Origin of the sequence: Roseomonas indoligenes (assembly GCF_017813365.1) — a bacterium.
Taxonomy (GTDB): Bacteria; Pseudomonadota; Alphaproteobacteria; order Acetobacterales; family Acetobacteraceae; genus Roseomonas; species Roseomonas indoligenes.
Genome location: NZ_JAGIZA010000001.1, coordinates 438,032 through 456,753, shown reverse-complemented (window position 1 = coordinate 456,753; position 18,722 = coordinate 438,032). Strand labels below are relative to the sequence as shown.

Genomic DNA, 18,722 nt, shown 5'->3' with positions numbered 1-18,722 from the left:
CGCCTTCTCCATCCTCGTGCCCGTGCCTACATCCTCCAGTGACTAGAGGATCAAGCGGAAAGGATGGAGATGGACCGGACGATCGGGGCGCTGGCCAGGCTGGCGGACGTGAAGGTGCCGACCATCCGCTATTACGAGGAAATCGGCCTCCTCCCCGCCGCGCCACGCACGGAGAGCAACCGGCGCCTTTACGGCGAGGAGGCCGTGCGCCGCCTGCGCTTCATCCGCCACGCGCGCGACCTGGGCTTCGAGGTGGAGGCCATCCGCCAGCTCCTCGCCCTGGCGGACCAGCCGGAGCGGCCCTGCGCGGAGGTGGACGGCATCGCCCGCGCCCATCTGGCCGCCATCGACGACCGGATCGCCCGCCTCACCGCACTACGGACGGAGATCGGGCGGATGACGGAGTGCGGGTCGCATGGCCGGGTGGGAGATTGCCAGGTTATCCAGGTGCTGGCGGACCACGGGCTCTGCACCCACCCGCAGCACTAGGCTACCCCGGCAGGCCGGCAGGCATGTTGTCGAGCAGGCGCACGTCCCCCAGCCGGGCCGCGGCGAGCAGCCGGGCCTGGCCCGGGGTGTCCTCCGGCCAGGGGCGCAGCGTCCCCGGTTCCACCAGCGCCAGGTAGTCCGGCGCGAAGCCCGCCGCGCGCAGGCGCAGGATGGCGGCTTCCAGCGCCGGGCCGGGAACCGCGCCGCCGGCCATGGCGGCGATCGCCTCCCGCATCTCCCGCGCCAGGACGGGCGCCAGCGCCCGCTCCCCCGGCGAGAGGCGCGCGTTGCGGGAGGAGAAGGCGAGACCATCCTCCTCCCGCACCGTCGGGTAGCCGACGATGCCGATCGGCATGTCCAGGTCCGACACCACGCGCCGCACCACTTGCAGCTGCTGCCAGTCCTTCTCCCCGAACACCGCCGTGTCCGCGCCCGTCTGCTGGAACAGCTTGGTGCAGACGGTCGCGACCCCACGGAAATGACTCGGCCGGGCCGCGCCCTCGAAACCCTCGGAAGGGCCGCCCACCTCGATCACCGTCGCCGCGCCGGGCGGGTACATGGTCTCCACGCCGGGCATCCAGACCAGGTCGCAGCCGGCCCCGCGCAGCTTCTCCAGATCGCCCGCCTCGTCGCGCGGGTAGCGCGCCAGATCCTCGTTCGGGCCGAATTGCAGCGGATTGACGAAGATGGAGACGGCCACCGCCTCCGCGTGGCGCCGCGCCTCCGCGACCAGCTCCAGGTGGCCGCGATGCAGCGCGCCCATGGTGGGCACCAGGGCCAGGCGGCGCCCGCCCGCGCGCAGCCCGGCGGTGGCCGCCCGCAGCGCGGCCAGATCGCGGATGACCTGCATGGCCCCTTCCTCTCCCCCAGTGGCGGCGCCAGCCAATGGGCCGGCGGGCGAAGGCGGGTCAAGCCGGCCGCCACGATGTTGCCGCTTGCACCCGGGGTCCGATCGCGCGATTCCCGTGCCATGCGCGTCACGAAGCACGACCTGATCGCCATCCTCGCCGTGGCGGCCGCCATCGGGCTGATGGTGCTGTACCGGTATCTGCAGGTGGAGCCGCGCCACATGGGGGCGCTCTGCCTGGACCTCTCCACTGCGCCCTTCGCCTGCAAGCCGCGCGCGGCGCTGCTCTGGCTGCAGCACTGGCAACTCTGGGGCGCGGGGGCGGTGATGCTGGGGATCTGGGCCTTCATCGGCGCGCCCTTCGCCGTGCGCGCGGCCGCCGTGGCGCTGGGCGTGATCGCCGTGCTGAATTTCAACGCCACCTGGGGGATGATCGGCGCCGCGCTCGGCGGCTGGGCCTGGGTGGAGGCCGCGGCCCGCGCGCCGGCCGCCCCCCGTCGCGCCTGATGCCCCCTGCCCCGCGCGAATCCGCCTGGCGCGCGGTGGAGGGCGGGCTGGAACTGCGCGTGAAGGCCCAGCCCCGTGCCCGCCGCCCGGGACTGCAGGGGGTGGTGGAGGCTGCGGACGGCCCGCGAATTAGGGTGGCGGTGAACGAGGCCCCCGAGGACGGGCGCGCCAACCGCGCGATCTGCGCGCTGCTGGCCGGGGCTCTGGCGGTCCCGCCCTCCCGCGTCACCGTTACGCAGGGCGCGGCGTCCCGCGAGAAGACGGTCCTGGTGGCGGGCGAGGTCGAGGCGCTGTGCGCGCTGCTGGGGAAAATGTTGTCCTGGAAACAGGGAAGCGCCGGCCCCATCCCGGATCGGGATGGCGGCCGGCGCCCCTTGCCCCTGGTGGATCGGCTAGAGGCGGGTTCCTAACGCCTCAGGCCGCCATCCGGTTCACCTTGCTCTCGGCCAGCATCGTCAGCTTCTTGTCCGTCGCCTTCTCCTCGGCGAGGTTCTCCTCCAGCACGGAAGCGCAGTCGTTGCGGCCGAGCTGGCGGGCGAAGGCGACGAGCGTGCCGTAGCGGGTGATCTCGTAGTGCTCCACCGCCTGGGCGGCGGAGAGCATGGCGGCGTCCAGCACCTCCTTGTCGCCCACCTCGCCCATGATCTCCTCGGCCTCGGCCAGGATGCCGTCCATGGCGGCGCAGGTGACGCCCTTTACCGGCTCCCCGTGCATCTGGAAGACCTTCTCCAGGCGGGTGATCTGGTTTTTCGTCTCCTGCAGGTGCAGCTCGAAGCCCTGCTTCAGCTGCGGATCCGTCGCCTTATCGATCATCTTTGGCAACGCCTTCGTGATCCGATTCTCGGCGTAGTAGATGTCCTGCAGCGTGTGGACGAAGAGGTCGTTCAGCGTGTTGATCGGCTTCGAGAAGAGGCCCATGGCGGTGCGCCCTCGTGCTGGATGTCGCGTGGCGGGGAATGGCCGGCCGATGTGCCGCCACCCCCTGGAACGCCCGGGCGGCCGGGGATGTTGCAGCGATGTCCCGCCTCATTCCCGGTCCGCGGCATTGACGCCCTTCTCCCCCAGGGCCTACCGCGCCCCGCTGGAGGTGCGCCGATGACGATGCTGGAGGCTGAGGTGCTGGTGATGGGCGGCGGCATGGCCGGCACCGTGGCCGCCATCGCCGCCGCGCGCGCCGGGGCGGAGGTGCTGCTGGTGGAGCGCCTTGGTTTCCTGGGCGGAGCCGCGACCGCAGCGGCGGTGGGCCAGTTCGTCGGCTGGGAGACGCGCGCCGGCCGGCGCATGGTCGGCGGCATCGCCGAGGAGATCGTCGTCCGCCTCCAGGCCGCCGGCGGCAGCGATGGGCACAGCCACTTCACCATGTCCACCGGCCACCGGATGGACCGTGTCTGCTATGACCCTGAACTCTTGAAGCCCGTCCTGGATGCTCTCTGCGCCGAGGCCGGGGTGCGCCTGCTGTTCCACGCCGCCCTGCTGGGCGTGGAGCGGGAGGGTGCCACGATCACCGCCGTGAGGGTGCTGACGAAGGCCGGGCCCTGGACGGTGCGGCCGAACACGGTGATCGATGCCTCCGGCGACCTCGACCTGCTCGCCAGCGCCGGCGCGGAGTTCCTGGAACTGGCGGAAGGGCAGTCGATGCAGCCCGCCACCGCCATGTTCCGCTTCGGCCCCATGGACCTCGACGCCTTCGAGGCCATCCCCGGCCCGGAGCTGGCCGCACTGGCCCGGCAGGGCGTGGAGGAGGGCCGCTTGGCCCGCGCTGCGCTGCATGCCAGCCGGATCCAGGACACGCGGGATGCCTGGTTCAACATCTCCCGAATCGCCTTCGATGCCACGGATCCCCTCGCCCTCTCCGCCGCCGAGGTGGAGGGGCGCCGGCAGGCCCTGGCGGCGGCCGCCTTCCTGGCGGAGCGGGTGCCGGGCTGCGCCGGCGGGCGGCTGGTCGCCACCGCCCCGGTGATCGGCGTGCGGGAGAGCCGCCGCGCGGTGGGGCGCCACCTGCTGACGGAGGCGGAGCTGCATGCCGGCACCCCCTTCCCCGACCGCATTGCCTGGGGCGCCTATCCCATGGACATCCACCCACCCAAGGGCGGCGGGCTGCATTTCGAGGAGTTCGGGGCGGACCACGCCTACGCCATCCCCTTCGGCAGCCTCGTGCCGCGCGGCTTCGGCAACGTGCTGGTCGCCGGCCGCGGGATCTCGGCCACGCACAAGGCCCATGCCGCCATCCGCGTCATGCCCATCGTCATGGCGATTGGCCAAGCGGCCGGGGTGGCCGCCGCCCAGTCCATCGCCGGCAATGCGCCGGTAGCTGAGGCGGACACCGCCCGGCTGCAGGCCCGGCTGCGCGCGGACGGCGCGATCCTGCCCTGAGACGCGTCTGAACACCCGGAGCAACGCCCATGGTCACCCGCCGCGCCGCCCTTTCCCTCAGCGCCCTCCCCCTCATCCGCCCCGCCCTGGCGGCGGAATGGCCGAACCGGCCCGTACGGATCATCGTGCCCTTCGCGGCCGGCGGCCCGGCGGACGGGCTGGCGCGCATGCTGGGCGAGGTCTTCGCGCCGAAGCTGGGCCAGCCTGTCGTGGTGGAGAACCGCGCGGGTGCGGGCGGCATCATCGGCACTGCAGCGGCGGCGGCAGCGACTGACGGGCACACGCTGCTATTCGGCAGCATCAGCATGACGATCGTGCCCCACCTGCAGCAGAGCCCGGTGGGCTACGACGTGGTGCGCGATTTCCTGCCGCTCGGGCTCGTCGCCTCCACTCCCTTCATCGCCGTGGTGCCGGCGGGCTCGCCCATCCGCAACGTGGCCGGGCTCATCGCGGCGGCGAAGGCGCGCAAGGGCGCGCTGACGGCCGCGAATTCCGGCTACGGCACCCTTTCGCACCTGACCGCCGAGCTGTTCAACGAGCGGACGGGCGCGGAGATCGAGACCGTCGTCTACCGCGGCGAGGGGGTGCTGATGCCGGACCTGCTGGGCGGCAACGTGGGGATGGGCTTTCTCACCCTCTCCTCCCCGCTCCCGCATATCCGCGCGGGCAAGCTGCGCGCCCTGGCCGTGGCCGGCCCGCAGCGCCTGGCGGAGTTGCCGGACGTGCCCACCTTCGCGGAGGCAGGCGTGCGGGGCATGGAGGTGGATGGATGGCAGGCCCTCCTCGCGCCGCGCAGCACGCCGCCGGAAGGTGTGGAGCGGGTGGCGTCCCTGCTGGCGGAGGCCATGGCCGATCCTTCCGTACGGGACCGCATCGCCACCTTCGGCGCCCTGCCGGCCACGGCCGACCGCGCCGCCTTCGCGCGCGAGTTCCCGGATGAGTTCCGGCGCTGGGGCGAGGTGGTGAAGGCGCGCGGGCTGCGCGCGGAGTAGGCGCCGGGCCGGGCAGCGACGCTGCCCCGATTCTCCTGGCAAGGACATGTTCATTACGCTTTCCTCCAAGAACGGAGGACACGTAGATGAACGCGACGATGGAGCCCCTGGTTCTCGACCTCGTGGAGTGGGTCGCCAGGGCGCCGCGCCCCTATGCCGAATGTATGGATGCCTGGCGCACCTCTTGCCCCCGCCTTGGCATCTGGGAGGAGGCGGTGGACCGAGGCCTGGTGGCACGCGGCGAGGCGGTTCGCGCGACGCCGCTCGGCCTCCGCCTCCTCTCGGAGCACGGCCGGGCGCTGCCGGCCGCCTGAGCGGAGGCCTGCCCTACTCCGTCACGGCCCGCGTGGTGCCGGCCTGTCGGTTCCAGAACAGGGTGATCCGCGAGATGTTGCAGAGGTTCACCTTGGACCACTCGGTCTCGTCGCCGTCCGTGTAGACAACCTTGATGTCCCACTGGCAGCCGCGCGCGCCCGGGCTGAAGCGGATGTCGGCGTTGTTGCCGTTGACCAGCGTGCCCTGCCCCAGCACGTCCGAGCCCCAGTTGGAGGAGGCGGAGGAGGAGACATAGACCTCGTTGATCTCGTAGCCGGTGCGGTTCACCAGGCTGAAGTCCAGGCGGCTCTGTGCCGCCGCCGGGGCGGCGAGCGAGGCAAGGGCGAGCGGCGCCAGCAGGGCGGGCAGGACGAGGCGGCGGATCATTGATGGCTTTCCCAGGACCGGCGAAGGCCGGCCGCGGCGCCATCCTGCCATGGGATCGGATACGGAACGCTTAACGCACCCCGCTCGCCGAATCTTCTTCACCGGACTCGGGCGAACGGCCCTACCCGCAGCAGCGGCGCGAGGGAAAGGCCGATCGCGCAGGCGCTCCAGCCCAGGGCCTGGATGTTGTGCGCCCCCTCGTTCACCGCGCTGGCCACCGCGCAGAGCAGCAGCACCCCGCCCGCCAGCCATTCCGCCCAGCCGCCGCCCCGGCGCGGCAGGTCGCCCAGCAGCGCACGCGCCACCACCGCCACCAGCGGCACCGCGAAGGTCGGGAACGGGAAGTCGCGGTAGCGCGGGTCGAACAGCAGCATCATCTGCAGCAGGGCCGCGGTGAAGACGAAAAGGAAGAACAGGTCCTCGAAGGCGAAGCCGCGCCAGTCCCGCCAGCGGAACCGGCCGCGGAAGATGGAGCGGATGTTGGCACTGGCCTGGGCGCCGTTCCGCGCCGGCTCCACGAAGTCGCCGGAGAGGCGCTGGCCGGCGCGGCGCAGCAGCAGCGCCGCCAGCAGCGCCTGCCCCGCGAAGTTCACGGCGAAGGCGAGTTTCAGGTGCTCATCGAAGGCATAGGGCCAGCCGCCGCAAAAGGCATAGGCCAGCGCGTTGCCGAGGGCGGCGGAGAGCAGCGCCAGCTTCCATGCCGCGGCGTCCGGCCAGGCGCGCATCGCCAGCGCGAACATGACGCCCGCGGAGAGCAGCGCCGCGCCGGCGTACCAGTACCACCACGGATTCTCCCGCACCGGGCCGGAGAGCTCGAATTTCGGCTTCCGGTCGGCCGTCCACAGCCCCCATTCCGCGCCAACCGTTCCCTCGTTGCGGTACTTCCAGACCTGGTCGAAGGCCTCGATAAAGTTGTAGTCGAAGCCCTCCTCCCGGCTCAGCTGGATGAAGCGGCGCATGAACACCGCCTGCTCCACGCGGGAGGGGATGGCGCCTTCCCGCCAGCGGCCGGCGCTGGGCCAGCCGATCTCGCCGATCGCGATAGGCTTGCCGGGGAACATCGCCTTGATCTTCCGCACCACCTCCCGCGCGTGCTCCATGGAGCGGTCGACGCCGAGCGGCTCATCCTCCCAATACGGCAGGATGTGGATGGTGATGATGTCCACGTGATCCGCCAGTTCGGGGAACTGCGCCCAGAATTCCCACACGTCGGCATAGGTCACGGGCTGGCGCACGGCGGCCTTCACGCGGTCGATCTGGCGGGCCAGCTCCGCCACCGGCAGGTCGCGGCGCAGCAGCACCTCGTTGCCCACCACCACGCGCTCCACCGTGTCGGGGTAGGTGTTGGCGGCATGGATCAGCGCGGCGATCTCGCGGTCGTTCTGGCGGAGGTCGCGGCCGAGCCAGGCGCCCTTCCACATCTTCACGCCGTGCCGCTGCGCGATGGCGGCGGTCTCGTACTGGCCCTCGATGCTCGCGTAGCTGCGAATGGCGCGTACGCGCGGGGCGATCAGGGCGATGTCCTCCTCAACCTGTTCCGCGGTGGGGAAGATGTCGCGAAGCGGGCTCTGGCCCTCGCGGAAAGGCGCGAAGGAGACGGAGTTGAAGCGGTCCGCCAGCATCGGCACGTCGGCCGCCTGTTCCCGGTTCGGGAACCACCACACCAGGATCGTCACGAGCGCGGCGAGCAGCAGCGCAGGGGCGGTCAGGGAACGGGGCGTGGGCATGCGGAGGGTGTAGCGGCGCCTTACGGCTCACGAAAGGCGGCGCGGTCCCGGAACCGCCGCAATCGGTGCTCCATGGGAGCCCTGCGAAGGGGCCCCATGGAGCGGGCCGGGTCAGACCAGCGCGATCTTCTCGACCTCGGAGAAGCGCAGGCTCTCGCCGCCGATGTTGATCACGCCCTGGAAGGTGGCGGGCTGGCCGCTGGCGTTGGTGAAGGTCACCTCCTGCTGCCCCTGGGCGTTGTTGCCCACGTGCATCTGCAGGTTGGTGTTGCCCTCCAGGGTCAGCGAGGACTGCAGCTGGTGCAGGCTCACATTGTCCAGCTGCAGCGTGTCGTTGCCCGTGCCGCCCTGGAACTGGTCGCTGCCGTCGCCCGGCGCCCAGATGAAGCTGTCATTGCCCGCGCCGCCGAAGGCCAGGTCCGCGGCCCCGTCGCCCACGCCGCCGTCCAGCCGGTCATCCCCGTCTTCGCCGTAGAGCTGGTCCTGGCCGGCCCCACCGTTGATGACGTCGCTGCCAGTACCGCCGAAGGCCAGGTCGTTGCCGGCGCCGGTGGCGATGGTGTCGTTCCCGGCCTCACCATAGACCTGGTCATTGCCGGCCCCGGCACTGACCGTGTCGTTGCCGGCACCGGTGAAGATGACGTCGGCGTCACCAGTCCCGGTGACATAGTCGTTCCCGGCGCCGGTCTGCTGGAAAGCGCCCCCCACGACCTTGTCCAGCTCCTTGACATCCAGGAATTTCTTCTCGCTGCTCGACATGTCGCGCTCCTCTGTGCCTTCTCGACACGAAAAAGCTACCAACATTTTTGCATCGAGCGTGAGACGTTCATGCAACTTGCTGCAATAGAACCTGTCTATGGCCTCCAGGCCACTCGCCGGGATCAGGGACGTTGCCGCCGCCCCCTGGGCCTCCCCATGTGCGAGGGCGCGCCGAGCGAGGGATACGCCATGCCACTGGACGGCCTGACCGATGACGAGGTCCGCACGATTCTCCTCGGCACCCGACGAATCGCGGTCGTCGGAGCCTCCGACAAGCCGAATCGTCCCTCCTACGGCGTGTTCGGCTTCCTGCTGGACCGCGGCTATGGTGCCATTCCCGTGAATCCGGCGCTGGACGGGCGCTCGGTGCACGGCATGGCGGCCGTGGCCTCCCTGGAGGAGGCCGGGCCGCTGGACATGGTGGACGTGTTCCGCCGCAGTGAGGACACGGGGCCGGTGGTGGACGAAGCCATCCGCCTGGGCGCGAAGTCCATTTGGCTTCAGCTCGGCATCTGGAACGAGGACGCGGCGCGGCGGGCCCGGGCCGCCGGCATCCCGATCGTGATGGACCGCTGCCCCGTGATCGAGTGGAGCCGCCTGCGCCTGCCGCCACGGGTGCCCGCCGGGGTAGCCTGAGATAGCCGCACATTAAAATCTTGAAAGATTCCACCCGGCGGGCCATCTCGGGCCCGTCGCGGGCATTTGCCCGCAACATGGAGCTTTGAGGGACATGACCGAGGAAGAACGCCGCATCATCACGGGCTATGTGGAGCGCGTCGCAGGCGTCGCCCAGCAGCCCGTGGCGACGTCATCCGGCCCCTGGGGCGGCCGCAGCGTGCCCGCCACGCAGCCCGCCCCCAACCTGCCGCCGGTGGACCCGGAGGCCGACCGGCTGATCACCGACCTGTTCTCCCGCTACCCGGAGGCGCGCTACCGCATCACCCAGACCGCCTTCGTGCAGGAAGCGGCGCTGGTGCAGGCGCAGAACCGCATTCAGGAACTGGAGTGGCAGCTGGAGAACACCCAGCGCCAGGCGCAGGCCAACGCGCAGCCGCAGGGCGGTGGCGGCCTGTTCGGTGGCCTGTTCGGCGGTGGCAACCGCCAGCAGCGGCAGGTGCCGTTCACCCCGCGCCCGCAGCCGATCCAGCCGCCCATGGGCGCGATGAACCCGGCGATGATGCAGCAGCAGGGCGGCCGCGGCAGCGGCTTCCTCGGCACGGCGCTGACCACGGCGGCCGGCGTCGCCGGCGGCATGGTGCTGGGCAACGCACTGATGGGCATGTTCTCCGGTGGTGCGGCGCATGCGGCGACGGGCGCGGCCACCGCGGCGTCCGACGCGGCTTCCGGTGCCACCGGCGCCTTCGGCGAGCAGGCGGTGAACACCCCGGCCTCCTCGCCCTGGACCGACCCGGCTGGCACGGGGAACGATGCCACGCCGGTCTCCGACCAGGGTGGTTGGGGCGGCAACGACGCCGCGGGCTACAATGATGCCGGTGGCTACGACGACGCGGCCGGCTACGACGATGCCGGTGGCTTCGACGAGGACGTCTGAGGCATCAGCAAGGCTCATCGCTCCCGCGTTTGATCGTGGGAAACGTCATTGACCGTTCGGGGGTCCAGGGTCAGCCTGGGCCCCCGATGCGTATTCCGGACCTGGATCTCGATCTTCTCCGCTGCTTCGTGCAGGTGGCGGAGCGCGGCGGCTTCACCGCGGCGGGGCCGGCGCTCGGCCTCACGCAATCCGCCATCTCGCTCAAGATCCGGCGGCTCGAAGAACTCCTGGGACAGCGCGTGCTGGAGCGCACCAGCCGCGCCGTGGCGCTGACCCCGCAGGGAGAGACGTTGCTCGCCTATGCCCGCCGCATGCTGGCGCTGAACGAGGAGGCGGTGCTTCGCCTCGTCGCGCCGCCGGTGGCGGGGCGGCTGCGGCTGGGTGTGGCGGATCACTTCGTCCCGCGAAGTCTCGCCCCCCTCCTCGCCCGCTTCGCCCGCACCCATCCCGGCATCCGGCTGGAGGTGGAGGTCGGCCGTTCCCACGAGTTGCGCCGCGCCATGGAGGCGGGCTCGCTCGATCTCGTCCTCGGCAAGCGGCGGGACGGCGAGAGCGAGGGGACGCCCCTCTGGACGGAGCCGGTGATCTGGGCGGCCTGCCCGGGCTGGTCTCCGCCGGAAGGCCGCCCCTTGCCGCTGGCGATGCTGCCGGCCGGCTGCATGTTCCGGGACCGGGCCCTGGCCGCGCTGGCCCGCGCCGGCCTGGCCTTCGAGATCACCTACACCTCCGCCAGCCTTCTCGGCGTGGCGGCCGCGGCGCAGGCGGGGTTGGGGGCCACGGTGATCGGCGCCTCCGGCCTGCCGGAAGGGCTGGCCCCCCTGGCCGGCCTGCCTCCCCTGGAGGCGGCTGAGATGGCGGTGTTCGGCGACATGGCTGGGCTGGCGCCGCTTGCCGCGCCGCTGGTGCAGGCCATCCGGGACACGGTGGGCACGCCCGCGCCGCTGGCGGCCTGACCGCGCTGCAAGCCGTGTAAGATTGACCGGCGCGCGGCAGGGGGCGCAATTTCCGGCCCATGCAGAATGGAAACGTCCAGACGGCGGAAGCCGCGAACCCGCCCCTGGACCGGGCCCCGCTGAACAGAGATTGGCGGATCATTGGCCTGATCGGCACCGGCCACTTCCTCTCCCACTTCTACATGCTCTGCCTCGCTCCGCTTTTTCCGCTGTGGCGGGAGGAGTTCGGCGTCTCCTACGCCGTGCTCGGCCTCTCGGTCGCGCTGATGAGCGGTGTGACGGCCCTGCTGCAGACCCCCGTGGGCTTCCTGGTGGACCGGCACGGGGCGCGGCCCTTCCTGGTGGGCGGCACCCTCATCATGGCGCTCTCGATCTCCGCCATGGCGCTGGCGCCGAACTACTGGGTGATCCTCGGCCTCGCGATCCTCTCGGGGGTCGGCAATTCGGTGATCCACCCGGCGGACTACGCCATCCTCGGCAGCAGCATCGGGGAGAAGCGGATGGGCCGCGCCTTCGCCATGCACACCTTCACCGGCAATCTCGGCTTCGCCGCCGCGCCGCTGGTGCTGGGGATGATGACGCAGGGCCTCGGCCTGGGCTGGCGGCCCACCCTGCTGGCGCTCGGGCTGCTCGGCGTGCCGGTGGTGGCGGCCATCCTGCTGCAATCACGGATCCTGCAGGACCAGGCCCGCCCGAAGAAGGGCAAGACCCCGGTGGGGCGGGAGGTGCTGCTGTCCCGCACCATGCTGATGTTCTTCGCCTTTTTTCTCCTCTCCTCCATGGCGGGCGTCGGCATCCAGTCCTTCCTGATCGCCACGCTGGACCGGCTCTGGGGCACGCCGCTCGCCGTCGCCTCCCTCGCCCTCACGGGCTACGTGGCGGGGGCGACCAGCGGCGTGCTGCTGGGCGGCTGGTACGCGGACCGGCACAGCCGGCATTTCACCTTCGTCACGGGGCTGACGACGCTCTCCGTCATGCTGTTCCTGGCGATCGGGCTGGTGCCGCTGCCGGACGCAGTGCTGCCCTTCGTGGCCTTCGTCGCGGGCGGGGCGCTCGGCGCCTCCCGCACGCCGCGCGACGTCATGGTGAAGAACGCAGCCCCGCCGGGGCAGATGGGCAAGGTCTTCGGCTTCATCTCCTCGGGCCTGCCGCTGGGCGGCGCCATCACGCCCGTGCCCTTCGGGATGATGCTGGACCACGGCGTTCCCTGGCTGGTGCTGCCCACGGTGGCGGCGCTGCTCGTCGCCTCCCTCTTCTGCGCCGGCACCGCGCGGGGTGGGGCCCTGCGCGCGGCCGGGCGGGTCGCCCCCGCGCCGCTGCCCGCCGAATAGGCCGGACATGGCGGCCCCCTTCGACCTGGCGCTGGAGGCGCTGGGCTGGATCGGCACTGCCGCCTTCGCCACCGCCGGTGCGCTGACGGCCGCGCGCAAGCGCATGGACCCCGTGGGCTTCCTGCTGGTGGCGGGGGTCACCGCCTTCGGCGGCGGCGCGCTCCGCGACCTGCTGCTTGGCCTGCCCGTGGCCTGGCTGTCCCGCCCTGACCTCGCCCTGCTGGCCGCGATCTGCGCCCTGGCCGTGTTCTTCGCCGCCCCGCGGGTGGAGCGGCGGGTTGCGCTCCTGCTCTGGGCCGATGCGGCTGGCATGGCGGTCTTCGCCGTGCTGGGGGCCGAGGCCGCCTCCCGCGCGGGGGCCGCGACCTGGGTGGCCGTACTGATGGGCGTGATGACGGCGAGCTTCGGCGGGCTGATTCGCGACGTGATCTGCGGGGAAATCCCGCTGATTCTGCGGCGGGAGATCTACGCCACCGCCGCGGCGGCCGGGGCCGGGCTGTTCCTGGTGTTGCAGGCCCTGGGCGCCGAGCGCGCGGTCGCTATCGGGGCCGGGGCGCTGGCCGCCTTCGCCATTCGCGCGGCGGCACTGGGCGGGGGTTGGTCCCTGCCGGCCTATGGCGGTCAGGCCGCCAGCGGCGCGGCCGATCCGGTGCCGGAGACGGCGGCTTCGAGGACGGAGGCGACGCGCCGCATCTCCTCCCCGCCGTAGCGCTGGTCCAGCGGCAGGAGGAGCACGCGGTTCTTCAGCGCCCGGGACCGGGCGCAGGGTCCGGGATCGGCCGGGTCGGGCCACATCACCGGGCAGAACACCCCCTTCTCCGCCATGCGCGCGGAAAGGGCGGCGGCATCGGGCACGCGCAGCGGCAGGCCCTGCGGCACCCAGGCCGGGCGATCCGGGGCGGGTTCCAGCAGGAGGTCAGGCGGGATCAGCGGCCGTAGCACGGCGTGGTTGGCGCGACGGGCTGCGGCGATGGCGCGAAGGTCCTGCCGTGCAAGCAGGGCGTCCGTCAGCCGCGCGGGAGCACCGGGCGAGACGGCCATCCGTCCCTCCGCGGCGCGGTAGGCGGGGAACCAGGCGGCACTCCCCCCTTCGTGCTCGAAGCGGCGCAAGGCGGGGGGCGCTTCCGCAGGGCCAGGCCGGGCGGGCTGCTCCGGCAGGGGACGGGCGCGGGCCGAGCCGCGCGGCGTGAGCACGAGATAACCGCCATCCGACACGCCCAGCAGCTTGCGCGGGCTGTAGAGCAGCGCATCCCCCCAGGCCGGGCCGGGCCAGAGGGCACCCGCCCGGTCCTCGATCCAGGTGACATCCCGCCGCACCGCCGCCAGGCGCCGCAGGGAAGCCGAGGGGGGCCGGCCGAAATAGCTGATGACGAGCACGGCATCCCCGGGCTCCAGATGGGCGGCGAGGAAGCGGGGATCCGGGGAGAGGGCGCCTTCCAGCGCCAGGGGATAGGTGGCCAGGCGCCTTGCATGGCCCAGCCGCAGCGCCGCCTCCGCCGCATCCGCCAGGGCGCGGCAGGCATAGCCCGGCATCCAAAGCATACCGAACGGCCCGAGAGCGGCCCCGGCGCCCAAGGCCAGGGCGCTGCGGCCGTTGCGGAAGCCGTGGTGCCGCACCCCGCGGAACCAGCGCCGCGCCACGCTCTCCCGCCCGCCCTTCCCGAGGGGCGGCCCCGGATCGAGGGGCAGGAAACCACCGATCGCCCCTGTCATGGGCCCTTTCCTCTCCCGTCCCGCCCGCATCCTGCGCGGCCCGGACTAACGGGTGGTTGAGCGAGCAGAATGCAAAACGCCCCGGCCTCTCGACCGGGGCGCTTCAGCGGCGCTTCAGTTGCCCGCCCGCGGCTCAGGCAGCGGCACCACCGGCCCGGGCTGCGGCCCGGCCCCGGCGACCGGGGGCGTGCCGGCCAGGGCCATACGCAGCTGGGCCGGGTTCAGCTCGTTCTCCCAGCGAGAGATGGCGATGCAGGCCACGCCGTTGCCGACGAGGTTCGTCAGGGCGCGGCACTCACTCATGAACTTGTCGATGCCGATCAGCACGGCGAGCGAGGCGAGCGGGATGTCCGGGATCACGGAGAGGGTCGCGGCCAGCGTGATGAAGCCCGCGCCGGTGACGCCGGAAGCGCCCTTGGAGGTGAGCATCGCCACCAGCAGGATCGTCAGCTCCTGTCCCCAGGTAAGGTGGGTGTTCGTGGCATAGGCCAGGAACATGGTGGACAGCGTCATGTAGATGTTCGTGCCATCCAGGTTGAAGGAGTAGCCGAGCGGCACGGTGATGCCGACCACCTTCGGGGAGGCGCCGAGGGCCTCCATCTTGCGCATCAGCTGAGCCAGCACGGATTCGGAGGAGGAGGTGCCGAGGACGATCAGCAGCTCCTCGCGGATGTAGTTCACGAACCGGAAGATGGAGAAGCCGCAGAAGCGGGCGATGAGGCCGAGGACCACGACCACAAAGAAGATAGAGGTCAGATAGAAGGTCGCCACCAGCTCCGCCAGCCGCGCGAGCGAGCCGAAGCCGTAGGCGCCGATGGTGAAGGCCATGGCGCCGAAGGCACCCACGGGCGCGGCCTTCACCACGATGGAGACGATGCCGAAGAACACGGCGCCCGCCGCGTCGATGGCGTGGGAAATGGGCTCGCGCAGCTTGTCCGGCAGGGCGTTGATGGCGAAGCCCGTCAGTACGGCCAGCAGCAGCACCTGCAGCAGGTCGCCGCCGGCGAAGGCGCTCACGAAGGTGTCGGGGATGATGCCCAGCAGGTGGGCCGTCACGCTGTCATTCGCCGCCCGCTGCGCGAAGCCCTGGATGGCGCTCGCGTTCATCTGGCTGGCGTCGATGTTGAAGCCCTCGCCCGTGCGGAAAATCTTCGCGACGCCGAGGCCGATGATGAGGGCGAAGGTGGAGACCACCTCGAAGTAGAGCAGGGCCTTCACGCCCACGCGGCCAACGCTGCGGGCATCCCGCACGGAGGCGATGCCGTGGACGATGGTGAAGAACACCACTGGCGCGATCACCATGCGGATGAGCTTGACGAAGCCGTCGCCCAGCGGGCGCATCGCCGCCCCCGTCTCCGGCCAGATCACGCCCACAGCGATGCCGAGGACTATAGCGATGAGGACCTGCACGTAGAGCAGGGAGAGGGCGCGTCTGATCATAGGGAGTCCGTTCCGTGCCAGCAGGCGGCCGGAACGCCTTGGCCCAACCTGTCAGTCCCGCGGACATATGACAGACGACTTATACAGGACAATAGTCGAAGCATCGGGGCGCCACGCAGCCCAGTCATGGCTTGGACATTGCGGCACCAAGACCAGAGGCCGCAAAAAAATTACAAGTATTCCATATATTTCTGAGGTGACTCGGTCTGGATAGGTACTGGTTCAGGCATCCTCGGCAGGTAGGAAATGCTGCAACCATGGCGACCACCCGTCTCAAGACACGTCCTGCTCCGATCTAATTAACGAAGGAGTAATCTCGCGATCATCCGAACGTCATGTTGAAAAGTTAACCCCCCATAGGTCCGGCCGGAGAATTCGGGCTGCCCTCTGGCAATGGCGGGCGGACTCACCTGGCCGGTTCGGCAGAAGACCCGAGGGGAAGCACATTCGTGGCCAGCTATGACACTCTGGATGGGCAGGCGCCCATCGTCGTTTCGCACCGCGGCGCCAGCGCCGTGCGCCCCGAGCACACGATCGAATCCTACCGCAAAGCGATTGAGCTCGGCTCCAGGTTCATCGAGCCCGACCTCGTCACGACCAAGGACGGCGTGCTGGTGGCCCGCCACGAGCACACGCTGGCCGGCACCACGGACATCGCCGACCACCCCGAATTCGCCGACCGCGAGTGGGTGATCGAGAACTTCACCCTCGCCGAGCTGAAGACCCTGCGTGCCATCGAGCGCACGGGCGACCAGCGGCCGGAGAGCTCTTCCTACAACGGCCAGTTCGAGATCGCGACGCTCGACGAGATCATCGCGCTGGTGAAGGGGCATGAGGCCGCCACGGGCGAGAAGATCGCCATCGTGCCGGAGCTGAAGAGCCCGAGCCTGCTCCTCGCCAAGGGCTACGATACCGCGCAGATGCTGGTGGATGCGCTTGTCGCCCATGACTTCACGGACCGCGGCCGCGTCTTCGTCCAGTCCTTCGAATCCGGCAACCTGAAGGCGCTGCACGAGACGATCATGCCGGCCGCCGGCGTCGACTTCCAGCTCGTGCAGCTCGGCAACACCTCCTCGCCTGAAGGCTTGGCCGCGATCGCCGAGTACGCCGACATCGTCGGCCCCAGCCTCTCCGCCATCCTGCCGCGCACCCGCCTGGGGGCGCCTGTCGATGGCGATGGCGACGGCGTGGCCCAGATCACCACCCAGCTGACGGGGCAGGTCACGGCCCTGATCGCCAATGCCCATGCCGTCGGGCTGAAGGTCATCCCCTACACGGTCCGCGCCGAGGAGGCCTATCTGGCCCTGAACCCGGACGGGTCGGTGCAGACCGCCGCGCAGGAAATGCAGAAGCTGATCGATGCCGGCGTGGACGGCTTCTTCACCGACCACACCGATATCGGCCTGCGGGCCGTGAGGGACGACCGGACCGGCGATGTTACGCCCGAGGCCGACGACCTGCAGGGCACCGGCAGGACGGACTATCTGTACGGCGGCGCCGGTGAGGACACGATCAGCGGCGGCGCGGGCGACGACTTCCTCTACGGCGGCGCCGATGACGACGCGATCGACGGCGGCGCGGGCGATGACCGCCTGGTTGGCGATGCCGGCAGCGACCTGCTCTCGGGCGGCGAGGGGCATGACCGCCTGATCGGCGGTGCGGGCAACGACACGCTGGTCGGCGGCGCGGGCGACGACTCCCTGCTGGGCGACGCCGGCAGCGACGTTCTGATGGGCGGCGCGGGCTCCAACCGCCTGACCGGCGGCGAGGGCGCGGACACCTTCCGCTTCGACGCGCCTGGCGGAAAGGGCAACCTGACTCGCCTGATGGACTTCGTCTCCGGCGAGGACCGGATCGAGCTGGACGGCGCGGTGTTCACGGCGCTGGGCGATGATGGCCAGCTCTCGGCGGAGAGCTTCGGCCTGGGCCGCACGGCCACCACGGCCGAGCAGCACGTGCTCTACGACAAGGCCTCCGGCGATCTCTTCTACGACGCCGATGGCCAGGGCGGGACGGCCGCCATCCGCATCGGCACGCTCGTCGCCGGCACGGATCTCTCGGTCAGCGACGTCTGGGTGGCCTGACCGCAAGCCCGAAAATGGTGGGCCGCCACGCCGCCGGGCGTGGCGGCCCACCACCTTTTGCGGGAGACGGCCCCTAAACCGGGCCGAGCCCCAGGAACTCGGCGTAACGCGGGGTCGCCTTCAGCCCTGTCCCGGTCAGGACCACGACCACCTTTTCCCCTGCCCGGATACGGCCATCGGCCGCCAGCCGGCCCAGCGCGGCCACGGCCTGGGCGCAGGTCGGCTCGACGTAGAGACCCTGGCGAGCCAGCCCAAGCGCGGCCTCCCGGATCTCGGCCTCCTCCAGCAGCACCCCGCCCCCGCCGCTGCGCCGCAGGGCGCCGAGCACCTCCCGCGGGCGGATCGGTTGGGCGATGGCGGTGCCCTCCGCGATCGTCGGGCGGGGTTCCTCGGGCGGCAGGCCCTCGAACTCCCGGACCAAAGGGCCGCAATTCGCGGGCTGCGCGGCGTAGAGGCGCGGCAGGCGGGGAATGATCCCGGCGCGAAGCAACTCCCCGAAGCCGATATCGCAGCCCAGCACGTTCGATCCGGCACCGCAGGGGATCACCACCGCGTCCGGCACCTCAAAGCCCAGGTCCTCCCAAAGCTCATAGGCCAGGGTCTTGGTGCCCTGGAGGAAAAAAGGGTGCCAGTTGTGGCTGGCGTAGAAGAAGCCGGAGTCCGGGTCATTGCCCTGGCGCAGCGCCTCGTCCGCGCAGTCCTGGCGGGTGCCAGGGGTGAGCTGGATCTCCGCCCCAACCGCGCGGGACTGCACGGTCTTGGCGGGGGATGTGCTGTCGGGAACCAGGATGCGCGCCCGCATCCCGCCCGCGGCCGCGTAGGTGGCGATCGCCGCCCCGCCATTGCCGGAGGAGTCCTCCAGCACCGCCGCGATCCCCTGGTCCCGCAGCAGGGAGAGCATCACGGAGGCGCCGCGGTCCTTGAAGGAGCCGGTGGGCATCATCCACTCGCACTTGAACAGCGCCTCGAACCCCTCCCAGGCGCGGGGGACGAGCGGGGTGCGGCCCTCCCCCATCGTGATCGGCGCGCGGGGGCGGAAGGGCAGTGCGGCGGCGTAGCGCCAAAGGCCGGGGGCGGCGGGGTCGATCGCGTCACGCCCGATGCCCGGCAGCTCGGTCAGCAGAAGAGGCTGGCCGGCATCGCCGCGCCAGCGCGGGGCCTCGATCGGCCAGGTCTGTCCGGTGCGCGGGTCGAGATAGGCGGTCACGAAGGGTCCTCGTCCTGGGTTGCCGCACCCTGTCTTGCGGCGAAGG

At 71.1% G+C, this 18,722-nt stretch carries 20 protein-coding genes; 12 read left to right on the top strand and 8 right to left on the bottom strand.

Annotation, left to right across the window (positions count from 1 at the left end):
- Positions 1-69 precede the first annotated feature (69 nt).
- Positions 70-489 carry a MerR family transcriptional regulator gene (locus tag J5Y10_RS02060; RefSeq protein WP_209370089.1) on the top strand — a complete coding sequence of 140 codons (420 nt, stop codon included), beginning with the start codon at positions 70-72 and terminating at the stop codon, positions 487-489.
- Between the two features lies 1 nt (position 490).
- Here the strand turns inward: J5Y10_RS02060 and panC are convergent, their stop codons facing one another.
- Positions 491-1,339: a pantoate--beta-alanine ligase gene (gene panC, locus J5Y10_RS02055; protein WP_209370087.1), complete on the bottom strand. Its 849-nt coding sequence runs from the start codon at positions 1,337-1,339 to the stop codon at positions 491-493.
- A gap of 120 nt (positions 1,340-1,459) precedes the next feature.
- On the opposite strand from panC, the gene J5Y10_RS02050 reads away from it, so the two are divergent.
- Positions 1,460-1,843, top strand: coding sequence for a hypothetical protein (locus J5Y10_RS02050; protein ID WP_209370078.1), 384 nt, complete (start codon positions 1,460-1,462; stop codon positions 1,841-1,843).
- Positions 1,843-2,253 carry a DUF167 domain-containing protein gene (locus J5Y10_RS02045; RefSeq protein ID WP_209370076.1) on the top strand — a complete coding sequence of 137 codons (411 nt, stop codon included), beginning with the start codon at positions 1,843-1,845 and terminating at the stop codon, positions 2,251-2,253. The genes J5Y10_RS02050 and J5Y10_RS02045 overlap by 1 nt, the downstream gene beginning before the upstream one ends.
- 4 nt (positions 2,254-2,257) lie before the next feature.
- On the opposite strand, the gene J5Y10_RS02040 is transcribed toward J5Y10_RS02045, so the two are convergent.
- Complete coding sequence (locus tag J5Y10_RS02040) at positions 2,258-2,761, bottom strand: YciE/YciF ferroxidase family protein (RefSeq protein WP_209370068.1); 504 nt, start codon at positions 2,759-2,761, stop codon at positions 2,258-2,260.
- Between the two features lie 177 nt (positions 2,762-2,938).
- Between J5Y10_RS02040 and J5Y10_RS02035 the strand changes: the two genes are divergently transcribed.
- The 3 genes from J5Y10_RS02035 (at position 2,939) to J5Y10_RS02025 (ending at position 5,522) form a co-directional block, all read left to right on the top strand.
- Positions 2,939-4,216, top strand: a complete 1,278-nt coding sequence (locus tag J5Y10_RS02035; protein WP_245214191.1) for an FAD-dependent oxidoreductase — start codon at positions 2,939-2,941, stop codon at positions 4,214-4,216.
- A 29-nt stretch (positions 4,217-4,245) separates the two neighbouring features.
- Positions 4,246-5,208, top strand: coding sequence for a Bug family tripartite tricarboxylate transporter substrate binding protein (locus J5Y10_RS02030; RefSeq protein WP_209370065.1), 963 nt, complete (start codon positions 4,246-4,248; stop codon positions 5,206-5,208).
- A gap of 86 nt (positions 5,209-5,294) precedes the next feature.
- Positions 5,295-5,522 (top strand): hypothetical protein, encoded by a 228-nt coding sequence (locus J5Y10_RS02025; protein WP_209370063.1) that lies wholly within the window; start codon positions 5,295-5,297, stop codon positions 5,520-5,522.
- A gap of 13 nt (positions 5,523-5,535) precedes the next feature.
- On the opposite strand, the gene J5Y10_RS02020 is transcribed toward J5Y10_RS02025, so the two are convergent.
- The 3 genes from J5Y10_RS02020 to J5Y10_RS02010 form a co-directional block, all read right to left on the bottom strand.
- Positions 5,536-5,910 carry a hypothetical protein gene (locus tag J5Y10_RS02020; RefSeq protein ID WP_209370061.1) on the bottom strand — a complete coding sequence of 125 codons (375 nt, stop codon included), beginning with the start codon at positions 5,908-5,910 and terminating at the stop codon, positions 5,536-5,538.
- Positions 5,911-6,008: 98 nt separating this feature from the next.
- Complete coding sequence (locus tag J5Y10_RS02015; protein ID WP_209370059.1) at positions 6,009-7,637, bottom strand: glycoside hydrolase family 17 protein; 1,629 nt, start codon at positions 7,635-7,637, stop codon at positions 6,009-6,011.
- A gap of 111 nt (positions 7,638-7,748) precedes the next feature.
- Positions 7,749-8,396 (bottom strand): calcium-binding protein, encoded by a 648-nt coding sequence (locus J5Y10_RS02010; protein ID WP_209370057.1) that lies wholly within the window; start codon positions 8,394-8,396, stop codon positions 7,749-7,751.
- Between the two features lie 189 nt (positions 8,397-8,585).
- Here J5Y10_RS02010 and J5Y10_RS02005 point away from each other — a divergent pair, with 189 nt between their 5' ends.
- From J5Y10_RS02005 to J5Y10_RS01985, 5 genes are all read left to right on the top strand, one after another.
- A complete protein-coding gene (locus J5Y10_RS02005) occupies positions 8,586-9,032 on the top strand; it encodes a CoA-binding protein (RefSeq protein WP_209370055.1) in 447 nt (148 codons plus the stop codon).
- Between the two features lie 94 nt (positions 9,033-9,126).
- Positions 9,127-9,948, top strand: a complete 822-nt coding sequence (locus J5Y10_RS02000; protein WP_209370052.1) for a DUF2076 domain-containing protein — start codon at positions 9,127-9,129, stop codon at positions 9,946-9,948.
- An 86-nt stretch (positions 9,949-10,034) separates the two neighbouring features.
- Complete coding sequence (locus J5Y10_RS01995) at positions 10,035-10,901, top strand: LysR family transcriptional regulator (RefSeq protein WP_209370050.1); 867 nt, start codon at positions 10,035-10,037, stop codon at positions 10,899-10,901.
- Positions 10,902-10,960: 59 nt separating this feature from the next.
- Complete coding sequence (locus tag J5Y10_RS01990) at positions 10,961-12,232, top strand: MFS transporter (RefSeq protein ID WP_209370048.1); 1,272 nt, start codon at positions 10,961-10,963, stop codon at positions 12,230-12,232.
- A 7-nt stretch (positions 12,233-12,239) separates the two neighbouring features.
- Entirely contained in the window at positions 12,240-12,941 is a 702-nt protein-coding gene (locus J5Y10_RS01985; protein ID WP_209370046.1) for a trimeric intracellular cation channel family protein, read from the top strand.
- On the opposite strand, the gene J5Y10_RS01980 is transcribed toward J5Y10_RS01985, so the two are convergent.
- Both J5Y10_RS01980 and dctA read right to left on the bottom strand, forming a co-directional pair.
- On the bottom strand, positions 12,854-13,945 hold the full coding sequence (locus J5Y10_RS01980) for a hypothetical protein (protein ID WP_209370044.1): 1,092 nt from the start codon (positions 13,943-13,945) through the stop codon (positions 12,854-12,856). The two genes, J5Y10_RS01985 and J5Y10_RS01980, sit on opposite strands and share 88 nt — an antisense overlap.
- Positions 13,946-14,059: 114 nt before the next feature.
- A complete protein-coding gene (gene dctA, locus J5Y10_RS01975) occupies positions 14,060-15,385 on the bottom strand; it encodes a C4-dicarboxylate transporter DctA (protein WP_209370042.1) in 1,326 nt (441 codons plus the stop codon).
- Positions 15,386-15,834: 449 nt separating this feature from the next.
- Here dctA and J5Y10_RS01970 point away from each other — a divergent pair, with 449 nt between their 5' ends.
- A complete protein-coding gene (locus J5Y10_RS01970) occupies positions 15,835-17,469 on the top strand; it encodes a glycerophosphodiester phosphodiesterase family protein (RefSeq protein ID WP_209370040.1) in 1,635 nt (544 codons plus the stop codon).
- A 73-nt stretch (positions 17,470-17,542) separates the two neighbouring features.
- Here the strand turns inward: J5Y10_RS01970 and J5Y10_RS01965 are convergent, their stop codons facing one another.
- Positions 17,543-18,676 carry a threonine synthase gene (locus tag J5Y10_RS01965; RefSeq protein ID WP_209370038.1) on the bottom strand — a complete coding sequence of 378 codons (1,134 nt, stop codon included), beginning with the start codon at positions 18,674-18,676 and terminating at the stop codon, positions 17,543-17,545.
- Between the last annotated feature and the right edge of the window lie 46 nt (positions 18,677-18,722).